A 20235-nucleotide genomic window follows, 5' to 3' on the forward strand; every position below is an offset into this window, starting at 1 on the left:
AGTGAGGCTCCTCACATTAATTCTGGTGTTGATGTTCTCCTAAGTTTACTCCACAGGCGCCGTCTACCTTCCGCTGAACAACTTGGGCGACACACATCATGCCAGCTTTATAGAGAAACAGCTAGCTAACCCTTATCCTTGTCTACTGAGGTTAGGCTCAGGAATCTATGCTCACCTGATGTATTTCTTTTTCGATGTCACACTCAAGGAGATCGACGAGGCGGCTTAGAGCGGCCTGACGGGCAATATCCGTTGTTCTTTTCATCATAATCCTCCTCTGACCGTGCCCCTACTGGCGGTCATTAGATTGCTCTCGTTAATCGGCACTGCCAAGGAGAATTTCCTGATCTGTATGGCAAGGCTTCCCCCTACAAGCAATCGTTGGCAGTGGGCCCGTGTGACTTTGCTTCGCAAGGATCATTCTAGAACCGGGCTCTTCGTTTCCGAGGCAATCTCAGTCGCAGCCCATGTTGTGACGGTCTTTTTGCTCTCCGCTTTAAATAGTGCCCGACTTGACATCCGACTTGGTGAAGTGTTGGACAGAATCGCGTATCTGCTGGGAGCCGTTATGAAAGTGGAGCTGAGGGTAGTCGAAACCCCGACCTCTTCGATGCGAACGAAGCGCTCTACCAACTGAGCTACAGCCCCATTCGTTGCTCGACCGCAGCCGAACAACAGAAGGTGATTTTAGCGCGTGCTCCGGTCAAACGCAATTCCTTCGGGTTGCCGGCAACGCGCTGTCGGGGATGACTATCGATTCATTCGTGATAGATTCACTCGTAGGCTTGCCTCTCTCCACGGCTTTTTTTTTTCTGTGATTGTGGTGAAGCATGGCTTACCCGATAGCTCAGACCTCTGATGCCTGATGCTGTTCCCCAAGGTCGGATGCGCTGCCGTGGTTCGTGCAGCAGATCGCCTTATCAGCGGGCGTCCTCGGTATGAATTTACTGTGCACGCGGCATTTCAGGCTTGGTCCCAAGGCGGCAGTATCCGTGACGTTTTGGGTCCGTTTACCCTTCTGGATATGGCAGTGGCCCCTGCTTTGATAAGCGGCACATAACGTTCCACTCTAGTGCTCTCAGCTGATAGAACGATGCTGACAGCCGCGATGACCGCGTTGGTCCTTCCGAAAATTGGCGCCGCAAGCGAATGAACCGATGCGCCTGGGGTCTGAAGTACCGCGACACGGCGTTGGCGGATCAGAGCCAGCGAGGCCATCAGCTCATCAGAGGTGGGGCGGGGGATCTGCCAGGTAGGCCAGGTGAAGGTCCCGGTGTCCACTACCTGCCCGATGATGCCTGGCCCGGCATAGGCGAGCAAGGTCCGGCCCGCTGCTGTGGGGGCCAGGGGCAGTCGGTCGCCTATATGGTAGTAGATCGGTATGGGGTATTTGCCCTCTCTGCGATCAAGGATGACCATCTCCGTCCCATCCAGCGTGCCCAGCTGGATGTGCTGGTCTGTGGTCCTGTTTAGATCATCGAGAATCGGCGAGGCTGCCTCCCTGATGGAGAGCATTGGGCGGGCAAATTGAGCGATCTCCATGAGTTTTGGCCCGATGGAGTATCCTCCGCTTCTTTCGCGTATCAGGGCTCCGTGTTCGCACAGGCTCTTCAGCAGTCGGCTGGCGGTGCTGGCCGCCAGCCCTGTCTGTCGGGTGATCTGTGTAAGGGTCAGTGTGGGTTCGTCGGAAGTAAAGCAGTCGAGGATCGCGAATGTACGGTCCAGCACGCCGGTGCGTCTGTGCTTCCGGACCTCTGATTCCTGCTGATACATCATTGTGTACTCGGTCATCTTGCTTACAAGCTACGGCTCTAGGGAGGGCAAGGACGACGGAATTTCCACTCAGCGGAAGTCGGTTTCAAATCTGCGATGAAAAACCTATACAACAAAATCAACTCACAGGAGGCAGGCATGACGGATCACACGAGCCGGTGCGGACAGAGTCCAAGCTCCGTCCGTAATCCTGTCACCTGTGTCTGTCCAAAGTCCATGATTTATGGGTAGGTCAGTGCGGCGACGGGACTTGGGCGGGAGGTCAACGTTTCAAGGTCGAGTACGTCACGTCGGCCGATGGCAAGAAGTCCAAAGGAGGGCTTGCGATGAGCAATGCAGTTGAGCGAGACAGGGATCAGTCCCCGAATGGGCCCAAGGTCGGAGAACCTGCTGCTCCGGTGGATACGGTTGGGCCGTCAGAGCAGGCACATGCCAGTGTCGAAGATACCGACAAGACAGTGCAGCCCAGTCGCGATCCTGGATATCTTCCGCCTGAATTTCCCAACCCTCGCAAGACGATCGTCCTGGTGCTCATTGCGGCCATTGGCCTCTACATTATGAACATGAGCCTGGGCACGGCGCTGTCGCTGCATATCGCAGCGATCATGCCGGACAGGAAAGATTCGGTCTACAGCCATATAACCTCGGTGAGCACATTCCTCATGCTTTTCATGATGCCCCTGGCCGGCGCTCTGTCAGACCGTACAATCAGCCGCTTTGGTCGTCGCAGGCCTTGGATTCTGGGCGGACTGCTCTTTTCCATCGTCTGCGGGGCCGTGGTCGGTTTGTCCAGCAACGTCTGGGTGATGGGAGTCTTCTTCATCCTGTCGGCCATGGGCATGCAGTCGGCCTTCAATGCCTATTCGGTGATCGCTGTCGAAGGGCTGCCCGACAACCGTCGTGGCACGGTCATGGGTTTGATGGGCCTGTGCGGAGCCCTCGCTTTCTCGGTCGGTACTTATCTTACCGGTGCTCTGGTAGGCAATGGTCTTCTGCTGATGACGGTTCCAGTGCTGTTGGGCCTGGTTGCATCCCTTCCCCTGTTGCTGCTTTACAAGGATCCTGCCAAGACCAGGAGCGAGGTGCCGCCTATGAACGTGCAGAAATTCATAGGCACCTTCTTTGTCAACCCGCGGAAATACCCGAATTTCGGCTGGACCTGGCTATCGCGGTTCCTGGTCGGTCTGGCCATGGCCGCTATGCAGTCCTATTTCATCTACTACCTGATCTCTGGACTGCATATCCCCCTGAATCAGGTAGGCAGCAAGGCTGGTTTCCTGACCTTGTGCTCGGCGCCTATTTCCATCATCTTCTTCACGGGCTCCGGATTCCTGACAGATCATTTGGGACGCAAGAAGCCCTTCGTGATATTGGCTTCCATCCTTATGGCGGCGGCCCTCTGCCTTGGTGCGACTTCTCACAATTTCACACAGTTCCTTATAGCATGGGAACTGTTCGCTGTGGGTCAGGCCATGTACTTGACCGTTGATCTGGCGCTGTGCGCGGCCGTCCTGCCTAACAGCGAGGACACAGGCAAGGACATGAGCGTTTTCGGGCTGGCAATCAACCTGTCCAGTGTGGTCGTTCTGGCTGCGGCCCCTATAATCATCAACACCGCTGGCGGACACAACTACGGACTGCTTTGGTTTATCGCGGCGGCTCTGAGCCTTTGCAGCGTTCTTGCCATCCCGCTGATCAAGGGCGTGAAGTAGTAATCGGCCGAAAGGCAAGCAAGGAAGGGCATCGATAATGGTTGATTCGGCAAGGCTGGAAGTATCGCCGGTCCGGTTCGGGCACCGAGCTTGGACCGGTTGCGCATTGGGCTACGGCCAGCCTTGCCCGTCCTTGTCCTGGCGCTTGTTGAGGGCGCCTGAAGGCTGGAGGCAAGAAGATGCTGAAGTTGAGATCACTGATCATCACGGTCGTGTGAGCGTACATCGCCTGCATGTGGCGGATCAGATCTGTCTGCCCTGGCCCGGTGAGCCATTGGAGTCCCGAGAATCCGCCGCTGTAAGGGTCAGGGTCGCTGGCCAAGATGGCATCTGGTCGCCTTGGTCGGACACAGCATGGGTTGAATGCGGTCTCCTCTCTAACCAAGAGTGGTCGGGCTGCCCGGTGTCGCCAGATGATCCAGTCGGAAGAGCAGACCCAGCACCGGTGCTCTCCAGAATGTTTACTGTGGAAGGAACCTGTGCCAAGGCCCGGATTCATTTGACGGCAGGAGGTCTCTTTGTTGCTTATTTGGACGGTCAACGTATCGGTCAGGATCAGCTATGTCCGGGCTGGACCGATTACCGGCACCGAATCAATGCTTTGACCTACGATTTGACTGATGTACTGATGCCAGGAAGCCACCGGCTGGATGTCCTGTTGGGCAACGGCTGGTACCGGGGGCACCTAGGTTGGCAGCGCCTCACTGATTTCTATGGTGATCGCCTGTGGCTCATGGCCCAGTTGGAGTGGTTGGACAGTCGGGGGGAACAGGTCCTGAGCGGCGATGATCAATGGACCTGGCATCCCTCGCCCATAAGGTCGAATGACCTCTACGACGGCGAATGCAGGGATATGAGAATTCCCCTGCTGGAAGCCCAAGGAGCTGTACGCCCCGTACAACTGATGCCCATGCCCCACGCGCGCATCAGACCTCAGGAGGCCCCTCAGGCGCGGATCATTCGTCGTGTGCCAGGTCAGAAAATCATCACCACTCCATCAGGCCGAACAGTCGTCGACTTCGGGCAGAACGTTGCCGGCTGGGTCCGTATGGTGGTCAGAGGAGGCAAGTCTGGCGACCGCCTGCGTCTGCGCCATGCCGAGGTCCTGGATCATGGGGAACTGGCTCTGAAACCCCTGCGCCGGGCAAAGGCCACCGACGAGTACATTCTCTCCGGTGCTGCCAACGAAATGGTCGAGCCTATGTTCACCCAGCATGGGTTCCGCTATGTGCAGGTGGAGGGCTTGGAGCCCGATGCCGATGTGAAGGCAGGTGATTTTCAAGCCTGCCTTATCTCGGCTGCCATGGAGCCCACTGCGTCCTTTACTTGTTCGGACGCCCGACTCAACCGTTTGTTCGAGAACGTCCGTTGGTCCACCATGGATAATTTCATCACCGTGCCCACCGACTGTCCACAAAGGGATGAGCGTCTGGGATGGACCGGAGACATCGCCATGTTCGCGCCAACCGCACTTGAGCTTTTCGATGCTGATGCCTTCCTCTCCTCCTGGCTGACTGACATGGCTAACAGCCAGGCAGAAGACGGGGGCATTCCACTGGTGGTCCCTGATGTTCTGGATGGACCTCGTCTGACCTGCGGATGGGGCGACGCATCGGTGCTGGTACCTTGGGCTCTTTACAGGGCGACTGGCGATGCAGACGTACTTCGCCGCTTTCTGCCCATGATGGACCGGTTCGTCGACGGAGTCCAGACTCTGACCCGTCGAGGCCTGTGGCGGGGAGGCTTTCAATTCGGCGATTGGCTGGATCCTGATGCGCCGGCGGACGAGCCCATGAAATCCAAAGCCAATCCCGACGTGGTCGCCACTGCTTTCGCTGCCCATTCGGCCGCTCTCGTTGCCCGGGCCCATGCCTGCTTGGGGCAAAGGACTGAGGAGCAACATTATCAGTCCTTGGCTGATGGCATGGCTCAGGGTTTTCGCGACGAATATGTCAGCCCGAATGGGCGCATTCTTTCGGATTGCCCCTCAGTCTATTCTTTTGCCTTGGATTGGAATCTGTTGGAGACCGACAGACAACGTCAAGGAGCGGGCGAACGCCTGGCGGATCTGGTAAGAGCCAGCGGATTCCGTATTTCCACCGGATTCTTGGGCACGCCGTTCATATGCCAGGCGCTGACCATCAGCGGACATGCCGACCTGGCTGTCCGGATGGTCCTTCAAAACCATTGCCCTGGCTGGCTATACCAGGTGGATATGGGCGCTACCACGGTTTGGGAACGGTGGGATTCAATGCTGCCCGATGGGTCAATCAACCCTAATGGCATGACCTCCTTCAACCATTACGCGCTGGGTTCTGTGGTCTCCTGGCTGATTCAGGGGCTGGCTGGCCTGCGTATGGATGCGGCCGGTTGGCGCAAGGTCGCTGCAGCTCCACTGATAATCCCGCAGCTTTCATTCGCTGAACTCCGTCTGGTAACCCCATACGGGCCGGTGAATCTGTCCTGGCAGCGCCAGGATTCCAGCGCCGCTGTCGATGTGCATTTGTCGCTGCCGGTCGGCGTCAGTGCGACTCTGGCATTGCCAGGGGGCGTCAGTGGTCGTTGCGACCATGGCGATTATTCCTGGACCCTGCCGGATCCTAACGCCAGAGCGAAAAGGCAAACCCGGATTAGCGCCATACGCGACCTGATTGATGCCCCCGATCTGCTGGCTGATCTGATCCGGACCTTGTTGGCCACTGGCTCTCCTTCCTACAGAGGCAGTCAGGCCGATCTCAGCTTTTGCGCCGCTGCAAAACCTTGGCTGGATGCTCCTGTCGACGAACTTCCTCAGGTCGCATCACAGCAGGGTTTCCTCCCGGATGCTGAAGCCATCGAGAGTGCTGTAGCCGGATTTCTGCAGAGGCATGGGCTTGTCACAGCAGGACAGGCCAAGAACCAGGATTTTGATCAATGATTGATTTGAAGCAAGAGGAGGGGCAACCGTGGCAAGAGTGTTTCCTGATCATTTTCTTTGGGGAGTTTCCACAGCCGGGCACCAGGTGGATGGAGGCGACACCACATCCGATATCAGCTTTCTGGAGCATGTGCAACCGACGGTTTTCAAGGAACCGGCAGGGTCGGCTTGCAAGAGCTGGGAGCGCTGGCAGGATGATTTGGACTTGGTTGCGGGCATAGGCTTGAATGCCTACAGGTTTTCGGTGGAATGGGCGCGTATAGAACCTGAGGAAAAGGTCGTGGACCAATCCGCTCTGGACCATTACGACCGCATGGTCGACGGATGTCTGGAGCGTGGCATCACCCCGTTGATTACTCTCAGCCATTTCGCCTGTCCGCAATGGTTCGGTGCCAAGGCAGGCTGGTTTAATCCTGATGCCCCCTCCTTATTTGCCGATGAGTGCATAAGGGTCCTGAAGGTCCTGGGTGATCGGGTGGCCATGGCTGTAACATTTAATGAACCCAATCTGCCCAGGGTCCTCAGCACTGGTGCTCTATCTGTCCAGGCTGTTGAAGCCCAGCGTCGATGCTTGGAAGCAGCCAGCCGCAAGGCTGGCGTCGAGCGTTATCGTGTTGGTAATGTGGTGATTCCCGATGAAGTCGAGCAATTGGAGCTGGGCTTCCGGAATGCTCATGCCTGCGCGGTGAAAGCAATACGTTCCCAGTGCCCGAACCTGCCAGTCGGCCTGTCTCTGGCGGTCATTGACGAGAGCTATGTCAGTGAGAAGGGTAAGTCCCTGGCTCAGGCCCGAAGAGATGCCTGTTATCGGCCTTGGATCCAGGCCGTTCAAGGTGATGACTTCATTGGGGTGCAAAACTATGAACGCGAAACCATGGGCGATCAAGGTCCACTGGCAACTCCGAAAGGGGTCGATATCAGCGAATCCGGTGCACCGGTCTGTGCTGGCTCTTTGGTCAATGCCCTGATCTACATACGGGAGCTGATCGGTCTACCCGTCCTAGTGACCGAGCACGGGGTATGCACCGGCGATGACCAGGTGCGTTCCCGCTTCATCATCAGGTCTCTGCCGCCCCTAGTGGATCTGGCGCGCGATGGCTTTCCGCTCCTGGGGTACTTCCACTGGTCCCTGCTGGATAACTTCGAGTGGATCAGCGGATATGACATGCATTACGGTCTGTGTTCTGTGGACCGGTCAGGCGGCACCTATGACCGGATCCCCAAGGGTAGCGCCCAGACTTACCGAAAGCTGGTGGCTCAGACGGTGATTTGAGCAGCCCGTAGGCAGGCTCTGGCATCTTCAGATGAGCATCTGTAGTAACCCGACAATGAAGCAACGAAGCAAGCAAAGGAGCAAACCATGAAATTTCTAGATGGCATGTGGATGGTCAAAAAAGGCTTTGATGTCCGTTACGCGGCCAATGTCTACCAGGCCAAGAACGAACCTAGAAAGCTTACCCTGTACTGTCCGTACGGTTGGCCCATCCATGAGGCTGGGCAAACGGTCGATGGCGGCATCATGACCATTGAGATAACCAGCCCCAGGACTGACATCATCACTACGCGTCTGATCAATTACCGGACGGATCGAAGCCATTGTCCGGCCTTCGGCCTGAATGCGACCGATCCGGATGTTATCATCAATGAAGATGATCAGGGTTGGACTTTCACTTCCGGACGCCTGAGTTTGAAAGTCGACAAGGGTGACTTCCCTTCGTTCAAATATTCTTTCGATGGCAAGGTTATAACCAGTACCGGCTTCCGTTCCAAGGGCATGGTGGTCAATCCCCAAGGTAAGGTCTTCATGTCCGACCAGATGGATCTGGCGGTCGGCGAGAAGATCTATGGCCTGGGCGAGCGCTTTACCAGTTTCGTCAAGAACGGCCAAAGTGTCGATATCTGGAATGCCGACGGAGGCACCGATACCGATCAGGCCTATAAAAACATCCCCTTCTATTTGAGCAATAAAAACTATGGACTCTTCGTCGACAGTCCTGACGAGGTCTCGTTCGAGGTTGGGTCGGAACGCGTCACCAGGGTCCAGTTCTCTGTGCCGGGTCAGGAGCTGGCCTATAGCGTCATCGGCGGCACAGACCTTAAATCCGTGCTGAACACCTACACTGATTTGACTGGGAAGCCGCCTCTGGTGCCCGACTGGAGCTTCGGTTTGTGGCTGTCGACCTCATTCACCACTGATTACGATGAGAAGACCGTGATGGAGTTCGTGGATGGCATGACCCAGCGAGACATCCCTTTGAGCGTCTTCCATTTTGACTGTCGGTGGATGAAGGAACTTGAGTGGAGCAACTTTATCTGGGACCCGGACAAGTTCCCTGATCCTGAGAGAATGTTGGCCAGGCTTCACGACCGCGGGCTGAAGGTCTGTGTTTGGATCAACCCTTACATAGGCCAGAAGTCGCCGCTCTTCGACGAAGGTGCTGCCAAAGGCTACTTCATCAAGAAAACCGATGGCCAAGTCTGGCAGTGGGACAAGTGGCAGGCGGGCATGGCCATTGTGGACTTTACCAATCCTGAGGCCACCGCCTGGTATCAAGGCAAGCTCAGGCACCTTATGGACCAGGGCGTGGATTGCTTCAAGACTGATTTCGGCGAGCGAATTCCTGCTGAAGGTGTCGTTTTCCACGACGGTTCGGATCCGCACATCATGCACAACTACTACAGCTACCTTTACAACAAGGCGGTCTATGATCTGGTTGCCCAGGTCAAGGGCGTCGACCAGGCCATCCTCTTCGCTCGCTCGGCCACGGCGGGGTGTCAGCAGTTCCCTGTGCATTGGGGCGGCGATTGCTGGTCCAACTATCCGTCCATGGCCGAATCCCTCCGGGCCGGCTTGTCCTTCGGCATGTCGGGCTTCGGCTACTGGAGTCATGATATCGCAGGATTCGAGGACAAGCCCACCCCTGACCTGTATAAGCGTTGGACCCAGTTCGGTCTTCTTTCCTCCCACTCTCGTTATCATGGATCCCGGGAGTACAAGGTGCCTTGGCTTTACGGCGACGAGGCTGTGGACGTGGCCCGAGAATTCACCAAGCTCAAACTCAAGTTGGTTCCTTACCTCAAAAAGATGGCCATGGAGACCCATGAGACTGGACTGCCCATGATGCGGGCTATGGTTCTTGAATTCCAGAACGATCCCACCTGCGAGGACATTGACACTCAATACATGCTGGGTGATGACATCCTGGTGGCCCCCATTTTCTCTGAGGATGGCAGCGCTCGCTTCTACGTGCCGGATGCCGGCGGCGACCAGTCAGGAAAGCCTTGGACTAATCTTCTCACTCACAAGAGCTATGAGCCAGGCCGTTGGTGTGAGGAGACCTACGACTACCACACGCTGCCGGTTCTGGTTCGACCCGGTACGGATCCATTGGCTGTCTGAGCTCAGCCGCCCGTCGGTTTCTCGCTTTCACTGCGGGAATCGGCGGGATGGGCGTTTATTCACATTACTAGGCAAGGGAGGGTCCTATGAATAGAAAGATTGATGGCAGGCTGTGTCGATCTGGTTCCGGAGAAAAGGCCCGGTCGGTTCTGGCAGTGGCCCTGCCCTTGGTCATGGGAGCTGGGAACGTGGCTGGAAAACTGTTCGCTAACGTTTTGGACAGCTACCTTGGCCCAGGACAATTAAGAATTGACAGAGCTCCGGGGACCCATGGCTGGGACGCAAGGTACTACCAGCCTGTCACAGATTCGCTCCAGACGGCCAAGGCTGCCAGCGACCATGTCTCCCAGGAGATGGCCAACGAAGGCATCGTGCTTCTCAAGAACAAGGATCTCCTGCCCTTGCAGGAAGGTACCTGTATTACGCCTTTTGGCAGGGCCTATCTGGATCCAGCCTACGCTGGGACTGGGGCTGCCGCGACGGCCGACCGGGACCGGGTGACCCCGGCCCAGGCCCTTGCCCGGCATTTTTCAATTGACGAGAGCGCCTGCCGTGCCATGCAATCGGCTAAGACCTCCTATCCTAAAGCAGCTGCGGGCACCAGGCCCTTGGATGCCGACAGGAATTCCCTTCAGGCGGTCATGGACAAGGGCCGATCAGCCCAGATCCCGGAATATGATCCATCCATTTATAGGAACTTGGAGGAGCGGGTCACCGGAACGGTGGGACTGGTAATGATAAGGAGGGGCGGGTCGGAAGGCATTGACAAACGGACAGAGCCCTATGAGGACGGGACCCGCCACTATCTGGCTCTGACCAAGGCTGAGCTGGATACCATCGACGCGGCTAAGCGGCTCTGCGGCGCAGTAGTGGTGGCTCTGAACACGGCCAACCCGATAGAGCTCAGTCCGTTGATGGGCGGCCCTCATGAAGTCGACGCCATCCTGTGGATCGGAACGGTCGGATCACGAGGATTTGACTCCTTCAGCGACATTCTGGCCGGCACGGTCAACCCATCGGGAAGGACGACCGATACCTACCCCACCGATTTCACTGCAGATCCTACTTTTGCTGACTTCGGTGAGTTCCACTACAACAACGCCTCTGTTACCGATCGGACCCTTATCGGCGATTTGATGCCCCATGGCGGCTTCGGAACCATCGACAGGCCTTTTGTCGAATACCGGGAAGGCATCTACCTGGGATACCGGTATTATGAGACCGCAGCCCTTGAAGACTCGGAGTTCAGTTATGGACAACTGGACGGCAAAGGAGCAGTGGAGTCGCCGGGCGCCGTAGCATATCCTTTCGGCTATGGCCTGAGCTATACCAGCTTCCGACAGACGCTTGGCCGTGTGCACCTGCGCGATGACGGCTTCATTGAAGCAAGAGTGAGTGTAACCAACATCGGTTCGCGACCGGGCAAGGACGTGGTGGAGCTATATTATTCGGCTCCTTATACCGAGCATGACAGAGCAGAGCATATCGAGAAATCCGCCACAGTCCTGGCTGCCTTCGCCAAAACCGGGACCCTTGAACCCGGAGGCAGCCAAGAGGTTATACTCGCCTTTCTGCGTGATGACATGGCTTCATATGACTATCATCATGCCAACGAAGACGGCACCATTGGTGCCTATGTACTTGAGGCGGGCGACTATACGATCCAGCTGAAGGCCAATGCTCACGATCTGATCGACTCGGCCACGGTAACAGTTGATTGCACTCAGATTTTCCAAGGGCAGCATCTTCCGGCGGGCGACCGTCTGGCGCAGTCCTCGCTTGATGACGAGGGAAGACCCATGTGCAAGCCGGAGTCGGGCACATGGAGGCCGATCAGCAACCACTTCGAAAGCCTGAACGCCTACATGGATGATCCCTCAGTGGTGCAGCTGACTCGGAGCGATTGGAGAGGAAGCCAGCCGCGACCTATTCCAAAGCGCACCAAGGCTGCCCCTCAGTCTGCCTTGGACGAGTTCAGACGGTATGAACGGTTTGATCCCCGCAGCGACCCGATGCTGGGCAATGGGAAGACCAGTCAGGTCCATTGCGACCAGGATCCGGTCAGCGGCAGTAAGAACCGTTTGTCGCTGATCGATCTGCGGGCCAAACCTTACGCTGATCCGGGCTGGCAGCAGCTTCTGGATCAGATCGACTGGAAAAAGGACAGGAGCGATATCCAACAGCTGCTGTTCATGGCCGCCTACCAGACCAAGGATCTTTTCTCTCTGGGCAAGCCCATGACCGTCGACAAGGACGGGGCCATGGGCTGGAGTGTCAAGGGAGCATCTTCCTGGGCCGGAGCCAATGTGATGGGTGCCACTTGGAACACGGACCTTCTTCGGCGTATGGGCTCCTGCCTGGGCGAGGAGGCGCTGCATTCCGGGCTGAATGGATGGTACGCGCCTGGCGTCAACATACACCGTTCCCCCTTTGCCGGGCGCGTCTACGAATTCTATTCCGAGGACGGTCTCCTGTCCGGCAAGCTGGCGGCCGCCTGCATTCAGGGGGCTGGGGATAAGGGCGTGTTCAGCTACCTCAAGCACATGGCGCTCAACGATCAGGAAAGCTTCCGCTCAGAGGGGCTGGCCACCTGGGCCAATGAACAGACGATTCGGGAGATCTACCTCAAGCCCTTCCAGATCGCTTGCCGGGAAGCCGTCACTGCCGTGCCCTACCTGGATGCCGAGGGTAAACGGCATAGGAAGGTCATGCGAGCTGCGACCGGGATCATGTCTGCGCAGAACCTGATTGGAGGTGTCATTGGTTTCGGCCACCGGGGCATGCTCACGGATATTCTGCGTGGCGAATGGAACTTTCATGGGGCGGTCATCACCGACCTCTTCCTGTCCAAGTCCCATGCGGAGCGAGACCTGGCCTTGCGTGCCGGCAGCGACATGTACATGATCCAGACACCGGGATTCAATGCCGAGGATTATGACAGCCCGACTGCGAGGGCCGTCATGCGTCAGGCCATCCATCGGATACTCTATATGACGGTCAATTCCAATGCCATGAACGGGGTTCCCCCTCGGTCGCGTCTCGACGTGTCGCCAAGTCCCTGGAAAATTGGCCTGATTGCAGCGGATGCGGTGGCCGTCCTGGCGGAAGGGGCCCTGCTGTCAGGAGGATTCCTGCTAAGACGCCATACTCATGGTCGGCGCGGGAGGTAAAAATCATCCTGCCTTATATTGCCTGGAGGAGATCTGACATCGACATGCGCACTGGACAAGGTTGCCCGACGGATGTGCTTATTCCGACGCGTTCTCGCGTTTTTTGCCGAATCGGGCCTTGAGCAGGCCGATGACCGTGGGTAGAACCGATATGAGCAGAATAAGGATGATGACCAGTTCGAAATGCTCTTGGACGGCCGTGATGCCACCGAAGAAGTAGCCCAGGAGGGTGAAGAGGGTAGACCAGACCAGGCCTCCAAGAACGCTGAAGGGGGTGAACCGGCTCCACTTCATTCCTGAGATTCCCGAGATGAAGGGCATGAAGGTTCTGATGAAGGGGAAGAAGCGGCCCAAGAAAACGGCCAAGGGTCCCCACTTATCTATCATCCCCTCTGTTTTGGCCAGCCGCTCCGGGGTCAGGGCCTTCACTCTGCCTGACCTGATAATGGCCCGTCCGAAAAAGTGCCCTATGAAGTAGTTGCTCTGGTCGCCGAGGATCGGGGCCAAACAGACGACGGGCAGGAGGATATCCAATGCCATTCCGCTGGTGGGGTCGTGTGCGAAGACGCCGGCAGCGAATAGGAGGGAATCACCGGGCAGAAAGGGCATGAAGACCACGCCCGTCTCGATGAAGACGATCAGGAAGATGAATGCATATGTGGGCACCAGTCCCATGGCAATCCACCCCGCGATGGCGCTGCGCGGATCTTTGAGTAGGTTGATGAGCCAGTGTATGAATCCCATTTGTCAAAGACCGTCCTGTTATGTTGAAACACGAACCGTTTCAAACTGTAACAAGTCTGGTTCACGGCAGGCTGGTCTTTACCAGACCCTTGCGAGGAAGACACAACCATCGGCCGGCACTGGGCCTGTGAGGGGGAGGGCAGGTTATTCCCACGGCGTCTTATTCACAACGGTGTCTTATTCATGGGAACGGCAACGACCGTTGTCCATCGTCGAAGCCGTCATCGATAACTCCGGTCCAGCCAGGTCGTTGGGTCCTCCTGACGGGCGGGTGGAAGGCAGCCGTTTTTCATGGGTTGCTGTCTGCGGATGCCCTGCCTGACAGACCTGTTGAAGTGATAGCAAGAGGCGTTTCCTATTTGCGATTAATGGGATTTCCCTGCTAGTCTAATTAGCAAAAGAAGAATTGTTAGTTTAATATCCTATTTACGAGACTTTGGGAAGACCAAAGTGGGAATACATGGCTGTATTCCATGTGACCATGTACCGCACTCGAAGAAGCGAAGTAGCTGACCGAAGGAGGAAGGGTGCAGGTTAATCATCAAGATGTTAGCGTCGTCTCGGACCGTCGGGTCTTCCGCGTCCGAAGCGACGCTGTCCCGTGGTGCGCAAGCGCCCGCCCCGAAGAGGAAGAGACGATTTCCAGGGAGGGCAGAGTCCTCTAAGCGCCAGAGTTTCAATCTCTGGCTCCTCATCGTTCCCCTTCTCATTTTCGTAGTCCTCTTCAGCTATCTGCCTCTGTTCGGGTGGGTTTACGCCTTCTTCGACTACCAGCCCCCGATCCCTCTGTCGAAGAGCAAATTCGTGGGCCTCCAGTGGTTCGAGATGATGATCCAGAACCCCGCCCAGCTCCGTGCGGTCTGGCAGGTGCTCATCAACACCTTCGCAATCAGCGGCCTGAATATCCTGACCAGCATGTTCCCCCTCTTCTTCGCCATCGCCCTCAACGAGATAAAGGCCCGTTGGTTCAAGAACGTCGTCCAGACTTTGACTACCCTGCCCAACTTCATCAGCTGGGTCCTGGTCTACGCCGTGGCATTCGCCATGTTCTCCTCCTCCGGCATGGTCAACGAGACCCTGATGAACCTCCACCTGATCACAGACCCCATAAAGTTCCTTGATTCCGACTCGCACACCTGGCTGAAGATGTTGGCCTGGAGTCTGTGGAAGGGGCTGGGCTGGGGGTCCATCATGTACTTGGCGGGCATCGCCGGTATTGACCCGGAGCTTTACGAGGCCGCCGAAGTGGACGGCGCCAACCGGTTCCAGCAGATCATCCATGTGACGATTCCGCAGTTGATGCCCATCTACTTCGTTCTCCTGCTCCTGTCGGTTTCCAACTTCCTGAACAATGGGATGGACCAGTACTTCGTCTTCCAGAACGCTTTCAACCTCAAGCACATCCAGGTGCTTGACCTCTATGTCTACAACGTGGGCATGGGCCAGAACAGCCTCTCTCTCGCTACTGCCATATCCATGCTGAAATCCCTGGTCAGCGTAGTCCTTTTACTGAGTGTCAACACACTGTCCAAACGTGTGCGCGGCGAGTCGATCATCTGAGGTCCCGAGCGGAAAAGGAGAGCTGAAATATGAGTGACGCCATCGATACATCCGCCAAGACCCTGGACGGGTCCCATCTGATTCGCAGATCAGGGGGAGAGAAGGTCTACAATGTTTTCAACATTGCCTTCTTTATCCTCTTCGCCTTCATCTGTGCATATCCCTTCTACTACCTGATCATCAACAGCATCTCCGACAATGATGCGAGTGCGGCTGGTGATGTCAACTGGATCCCCAAGGGCTTCCACCTGGAGAATTACAAAGCCGTATTCAAGCTGGAGGGCCTGGGGGATGCTGCCATGGTCTCTCTGGGGCGTACCGTGATCGGCACGGCCCTGACCGTCATGGCCAGCGCCTTCCTGGGTTTTATGTTCACTCAGAAGAAGATGTGGCACCGGTCCTTCTGGTATCGGTTCGTCATCGTGACCATGTACTTCAATGCCGGCCTGATTCCCATGTTCATTACGATGAAGAACCTGGGTCTGACCAACAACTTCTGGGTGTACATCCTGCCGGCCATCGTGCAGCCCTTCAACATCATCCTGGTGAAGACCTACATCGAATCCATCCCCTCTTCCCTCCAGGAGGCGGCCGAGGTGGACGGCGCCGGCACCCTGACCGTCTTCTTCAAGATCGTCCTGCCTATGTGCACGCCGATCCTGGCCACGGTGGCCATCTTCTCGGCCGTGGGCCAGTGGAATTCCTTCCAGGACACCCTGCTTTACATGTCGGATTCCAAGCTCTACTCCCTGCAGTATGTGCTCTACCTCTACATCAACCAGGCAGCCGCTTTGGCTTCCTCGGTCAAGGCCAGCGGCACGGGCAGCGCTCTGAATGCGGCCGCCATGGCCACACAGCAGACCCCGACCTCGATCCGCATGACTGTCGCTGTGATCGTGGTCCTGCCCATCCTCTTCGTCTATCCTTTCTTCCAGCGTTACTTTGTCAAGGGCATGATGCTCGGCGCCGTCAAGGGGTGAACCGTACGCCCTCCCGCAAGACGGCATTCGGCCGGGATGGCATTCGGACGGACCCGCCAGTGGGAGACGTTAGTGGGGCGGATGGTTCCGGCCGATCGAGAAGGGAAAACGGATCGGGGGAGCCGACCCCTTCCTAAGCGGGGCAGATCATTCCGGAAGGACCAAGCAACAACAATCAAGAAGAAGAAAAGAAAGGAGGGACCATGTCCCTCAAGAAGAAGGCATCAATGGCGATGGCCTTGACCCTGTCCCTGGCTTTGGCCCTTGCAGGCTGCGGCGGTGGGGGCAACAACGAGGGGGCCGACGACAAGGGCCTGATGGAGGTGGAGGTGTTCTCCATGTCCGCCACCGCCCAGGGGGAGCAGCAGGGTTGGTTTGCCAAGATACTCAAGGACAAGTTCAATATGAAGATGAAGGTGGTGGCCCCTGCTCAGACAGGTAATGCGGAGACCATCTTCCAGACTAGGGCGGCCACAGGCAACCTGGGCGACCTGATTTTGACCAACACAGACAACGGTCGTCTGGAGAAGCTGGTCAAGGCCAACCTGATTGCCGATATGACCCCTTACATGAAGAACGAGAAACACCTCAAGCAGTTCCTGGGTGCCCTGGACAGGGTCACCAAGGTGGCGGGCAAGGATGGCATCTGGGGGGCCCCGTCCGATGTGGCCTCCCAGTCCCCCTCCAAACCCTCCGCCGGTGACGAGCCAGGCACGGCCCCCCACATCCGCTGGGATTATTACCGCGAGGTGGGTTACCCCCAGATGAACAATCTGGATGACTTCCTCAATGTTCTCAAGCTCATGCAGGACAGGGCCCGTGAGAAAACCGGGAAGAGAGACATCTACGCCCTCAGCCTCTTCAAGGACTGGGACCAGGAAATGATGAAGTATCCGATGGATATGGCCTCCTGGTACGGGTACAATTCCATGAACACGGTCCTTACCCGGGCCGACGGGAAGGACGACCAGCCTGTCACCAAGGAGGGCGGCATCTACGAGCAGATGTTGCGTTTCCTCAACAAGGCCTCCCGGATGGGCCTGGTGGATCCGGATTCCTCCACTCAGACTTGGGATAACATCTCCCAGAAGGTCCACCAGGGCAAGGTTTTGGCTGATATCTGGAGCTGGCTAGGCCAGCCGGCGGTCAACACCGTGGGTAATAAGGCCAAGGGGATTGGATTCATGCTGGCCCCCGTACCTGGCCTGAAGGTCTACGTGGACGGGTTCATGCCCGACGGTCACGACCCGGTCATCGCCGTGGGTGCCAAGGCCAAGAACAAGCAGCGCCTGGTCGACTTCATTGACTGGCTCTACTCGCCCGAGGGTGTCTACGCCACGGCCACCGGCGCCCAGGGACAGGCCTGCCCAGAGAAGATGTGCTGGGAGCGGACCAAGGACGGCAACAAGATGACCGATCTGGGCGTCAAGGCCATGTTCGGCCTGGCAGCCGAGGGAGACTCGAGCGGAAGCCAGCAGGTGCCTGACGAGTTCGGCGGCGGCCAGTACGGCAAGGGAGTGTCGATGATGCACTTCACCGGCATCCACAAGAACGACATCGACCCAACCACCAAGGAGACCTATAACCCCCAGCTGTGGAGGTCCGAGCTGGCCAAGCCCGATGCCCTGAGGGATGACTGGTCCGCTCACATGGGCGGTGCCAAGACCGCTCTGGAGTGGCTGCAGAATCACGACGAGGCCATGGTCGCCGTTGGGGCGGGCTTCGTGGCCCCGACCGATGACTCCTCCATCAAGGCCCTGCGCGGCCAGGTCAAGTCCGAGGTTGTTTCCCAGTCTTGGAAGGCTGTCTACGCCAAGGATGACAACGAGTTCAACACCATCCTGAAGACCATGAGAGACAACCTGAAGGGGCTTGGCTACGAGCAGGTCGAGAAGATCGACATGGCCAACGCCAAGGCTCAGACCAAGGCGCGTCAGGAGATCGTCAAGGAATGGGAGGCACAGCACGGCAGGTGATCCCGACCGGGGAAATCCGGACGGCGGTAAGAGACGCCACTGGTTGGGTGGCGGATGACAAAGAAAGAAGAGAATCCATGAACCTCAAGAAAAAAGCGATGGCGGCGATCGCCGTCGCCATCACCGGTGCCATGTCCCTGGCGGGCTGTGGCGGCGGCGCTAATTCAAGCGATGGCCCGGACGACCATTCTGAAATGACCGTCGAGATGTTCTCCCAGGACGCCACGGCCCAGGGTATTCAGAAGGGCTGGTTCGCCAAGCTGATCAAGGACAAGTTCAACATCAAGCTCAAGGTCATCGCACCGGGTGTCACCGGCAACAGCGAGACGCTCTTCGAGACCCGTTCGGCAGCCGGGAACCTGGGCGACCTGATCCTGACCCATACGGGCAATGGCCGCCTGCAGAAGCTGGTTAAGGCCGATCTGATCACTGACCTGACCCCCTACATCAAGAACGAGAAGTACTTGAAGAAGTACAAGGGAGCCTTGGACAGGGTGACCAAGGTGGCCGGCAAGGAAGGCGTCTGGGGCATCCCCGGAAATGTGTCCTCGCAGTCCCCACTCAAGTCAAACGCCGGAGACGAGCCCGGCACGGCCCCCCACATCCGTTGGGATTACTACCGTGAGGTCGGTTACCCGAAGATCGAGAACCTGGACGACTTCCTCAACGTCATGAAGCTCATGCAGGACAAGGCCCGGGCCGACACCGGCCAGAAGGACATCTACGCTCTCAGCCTTTTCAAGGACTGGGATGGAGAGATGATGAAGTTCCCCATGGATATGGCCTCCTGGTATGGATACAACACGATGAACTCGGTCCTGACCAAGGCTGACGGCTCCGATGACCAGACCCCCATCCAGGAGGGCGGCATCTACGAGCAGCTCCTGCGCTTCCTCAACAAGGCCCAGAGGATGGGTCTGATCGATCCGGATTCCTCAACCCAGACCTGGGACAATGTCACCGCCAAGACCAGCCAAGGCAAGATGCTGGTCGACATCTGGTGCTGGCTGGGCCAGCCCCGCATCAACTCCGCTGCCAACAAGGCCAAGGGAATCGGGTTCATGTTGGCGCCCTTGGAGGACATGAACATTTATTCGGAAGGCTTTGCTCCCGATGGGGTGGATCCCATACTGGCAATCGGTGCCAAGGCCAAGAACAAGCAGCGCCTGGTCGACTTCCTCGACTGGCTCTACTCGCCTAAGGGTGTCTATGCCACGGCCCAGAACGCAGGTGGCCCCGTCTGTCCGGAAAAGCTCTGTTGGACTAGGAGCTCTGAAGGCAACAAGCTGACCGATTTCGGCCTCAAAGCTATGAACGAGGCCGACGGGCTGAAGGTTCCTGCAGAGTTCGGCGGCGGTGACTACAACAAGGGCATCTCCATGATGCACTTCCAGGGGCTGAACCAGAACGACATCGACCCGAACACCAAGGAGACTTACAATCCGGCCCTGTGGAAAACCGAACTGGCAAAGCCCAACGCCCTGAGGGATGATTGGTCCGCCCACATGGACGGCGCCAAGACGGCCTTGGAGTATCTGGAGAAGCGCAAACAGGTCGTGGTCGCCCCCGGAGCAGGATACATTCCGCCCGAGGAAGACTCCCAGATCACCGCAGTTCGGGGCCAGGTCAAGTCCGAGATCGTCTCCCAGTCCTGGAAGGCGGTCTATGCCAAGGACGACAACGAGTTCAACGCCATCCTGAAGACCATGCGCAACAATGTGAAGGGGCTTGGCTACGACAAGATCGAGAAGATCGACATGGCCAACGCCAAGGCCCAGACCAAGGCACGCCAGGACATCGTGAAGGAGTACGAGAACAGGACCAAGTGATTCCACGACTTCGGTCCACCCGGCGGTTCAGGATCCGTCAGCAGGGCCGGGGCCCATCGGTTAGCGAGGGGGCGGTGCCCGCCAGGCTCTGGGGTCGGCAGGCGCCGCCTCTTTCCGCACCCTGTATGCCCTCATGCAGTTCGGACGCAACTGCGGTTCATGCGCGCGACCTAT

The 20235-nt window shown here is 57.4% G+C and carries 11 protein-coding genes and 1 tRNA gene; 9 read left to right on the plus strand and 3 right to left on the minus strand.

Annotation, left to right across the window (positions count from 1 at the left end):
* Window positions 1-575: 575 nt before the first annotated feature.
* A tRNA-Ala gene (locus J3T95_RS07000) sits at window positions 576-648 on the minus strand.
* A gap of 315 nt (window positions 649-963) precedes the next feature.
* The gene (locus tag J3T95_RS07005; RefSeq protein WP_267450913.1) at window positions 964-1791 is read right to left on the minus strand and encodes an IclR family transcriptional regulator; all 828 of its coding nucleotides are present in this window, start codon (window positions 1789-1791) and stop codon (window positions 964-966) included.
* A gap of 308 nt (window positions 1792-2099) precedes the next feature.
* Here J3T95_RS07005 and J3T95_RS07010 point away from each other — a divergent pair, with 308 nt between their 5' ends.
* From J3T95_RS07010 to J3T95_RS07030, 5 genes are all read left to right on the plus strand, one after another.
* Window positions 2100-3485: an MFS transporter gene (locus J3T95_RS07010; RefSeq protein WP_267450914.1), complete on the plus strand. Its 1386-nt coding sequence runs from the start codon at window positions 2100-2102 to the stop codon at window positions 3483-3485.
* A gap of 37 nt (window positions 3486-3522) precedes the next feature.
* Complete coding sequence (locus tag J3T95_RS07015) at window positions 3523-6402, plus strand: family 78 glycoside hydrolase catalytic domain (RefSeq protein ID WP_442863937.1); 2880 nt, start codon at window positions 3523-3525, stop codon at window positions 6400-6402.
* Window positions 6403-6430: 28 nt separating this feature from the next.
* Window positions 6431-7675 carry a glycoside hydrolase family 1 protein gene (locus tag J3T95_RS07020; RefSeq protein WP_267450915.1) on the plus strand — a complete coding sequence of 415 codons (1245 nt, stop codon included), beginning with the start codon at window positions 6431-6433 and terminating at the stop codon, window positions 7673-7675.
* Window positions 7676-7762: 87 nt separating this feature from the next.
* A complete protein-coding gene (yicI, locus tag J3T95_RS07025; protein ID WP_267450916.1) occupies window positions 7763-9802 on the plus strand; it encodes an alpha-xylosidase in 2040 nt (679 codons plus the stop codon).
* Window positions 9803-9888: 86 nt separating this feature from the next.
* Window positions 9889-12972 (plus strand): glycoside hydrolase family 3 N-terminal domain-containing protein, encoded by a 3084-nt coding sequence (locus J3T95_RS07030; protein ID WP_267450917.1) that lies wholly within the window; start codon window positions 9889-9891, stop codon window positions 12970-12972.
* A 78-nt stretch (window positions 12973-13050) separates the two neighbouring features.
* Here the strand turns inward: J3T95_RS07030 and J3T95_RS07035 are convergent, their stop codons facing one another.
* The gene (locus J3T95_RS07035; protein ID WP_220236714.1) at window positions 13051-13716 is read right to left on the minus strand and encodes a DedA family protein; all 666 of its coding nucleotides are present in this window, start codon (window positions 13714-13716) and stop codon (window positions 13051-13053) included.
* Window positions 13717-14541: 825 nt separating this feature from the next.
* Between J3T95_RS07035 and J3T95_RS07040 the strand changes: the two genes are divergently transcribed.
* From J3T95_RS07040 to J3T95_RS07055, 4 genes are all read left to right on the plus strand, one after another.
* Window positions 14542-15276: an ABC transporter permease subunit gene (locus tag J3T95_RS07040; protein ID WP_267450918.1), complete on the plus strand. Its 735-nt coding sequence runs from the start codon at window positions 14542-14544 to the stop codon at window positions 15274-15276.
* Window positions 15277-15305: 29 nt separating this feature from the next.
* A complete protein-coding gene (locus J3T95_RS07045) occupies window positions 15306-16256 on the plus strand; it encodes a carbohydrate ABC transporter permease (RefSeq protein WP_267450919.1) in 951 nt (316 codons plus the stop codon).
* 203 nt (window positions 16257-16459) lie between these two features.
* Window positions 16460-18232 (plus strand): extracellular solute-binding protein, encoded by a 1773-nt coding sequence (locus tag J3T95_RS07050; protein ID WP_267450920.1) that lies wholly within the window; start codon window positions 16460-16462, stop codon window positions 18230-18232.
* A 77-nt stretch (window positions 18233-18309) separates the two neighbouring features.
* On the plus strand, window positions 18310-20061 hold the full coding sequence (locus J3T95_RS07055; RefSeq protein ID WP_267450921.1) for an extracellular solute-binding protein: 1752 nt from the start codon (window positions 18310-18312) through the stop codon (window positions 20059-20061).
* The last annotated feature ends 174 nt before the right edge of the window (window positions 20062-20235 follow it).

Origin of the sequence: Bifidobacterium sp. B4079 (assembly GCF_026537385.1) — a bacterium.
GTDB lineage: Bacteria > Actinomycetota > Actinomycetes > Actinomycetales > Bifidobacteriaceae > Bombiscardovia > Bombiscardovia asteroides_I.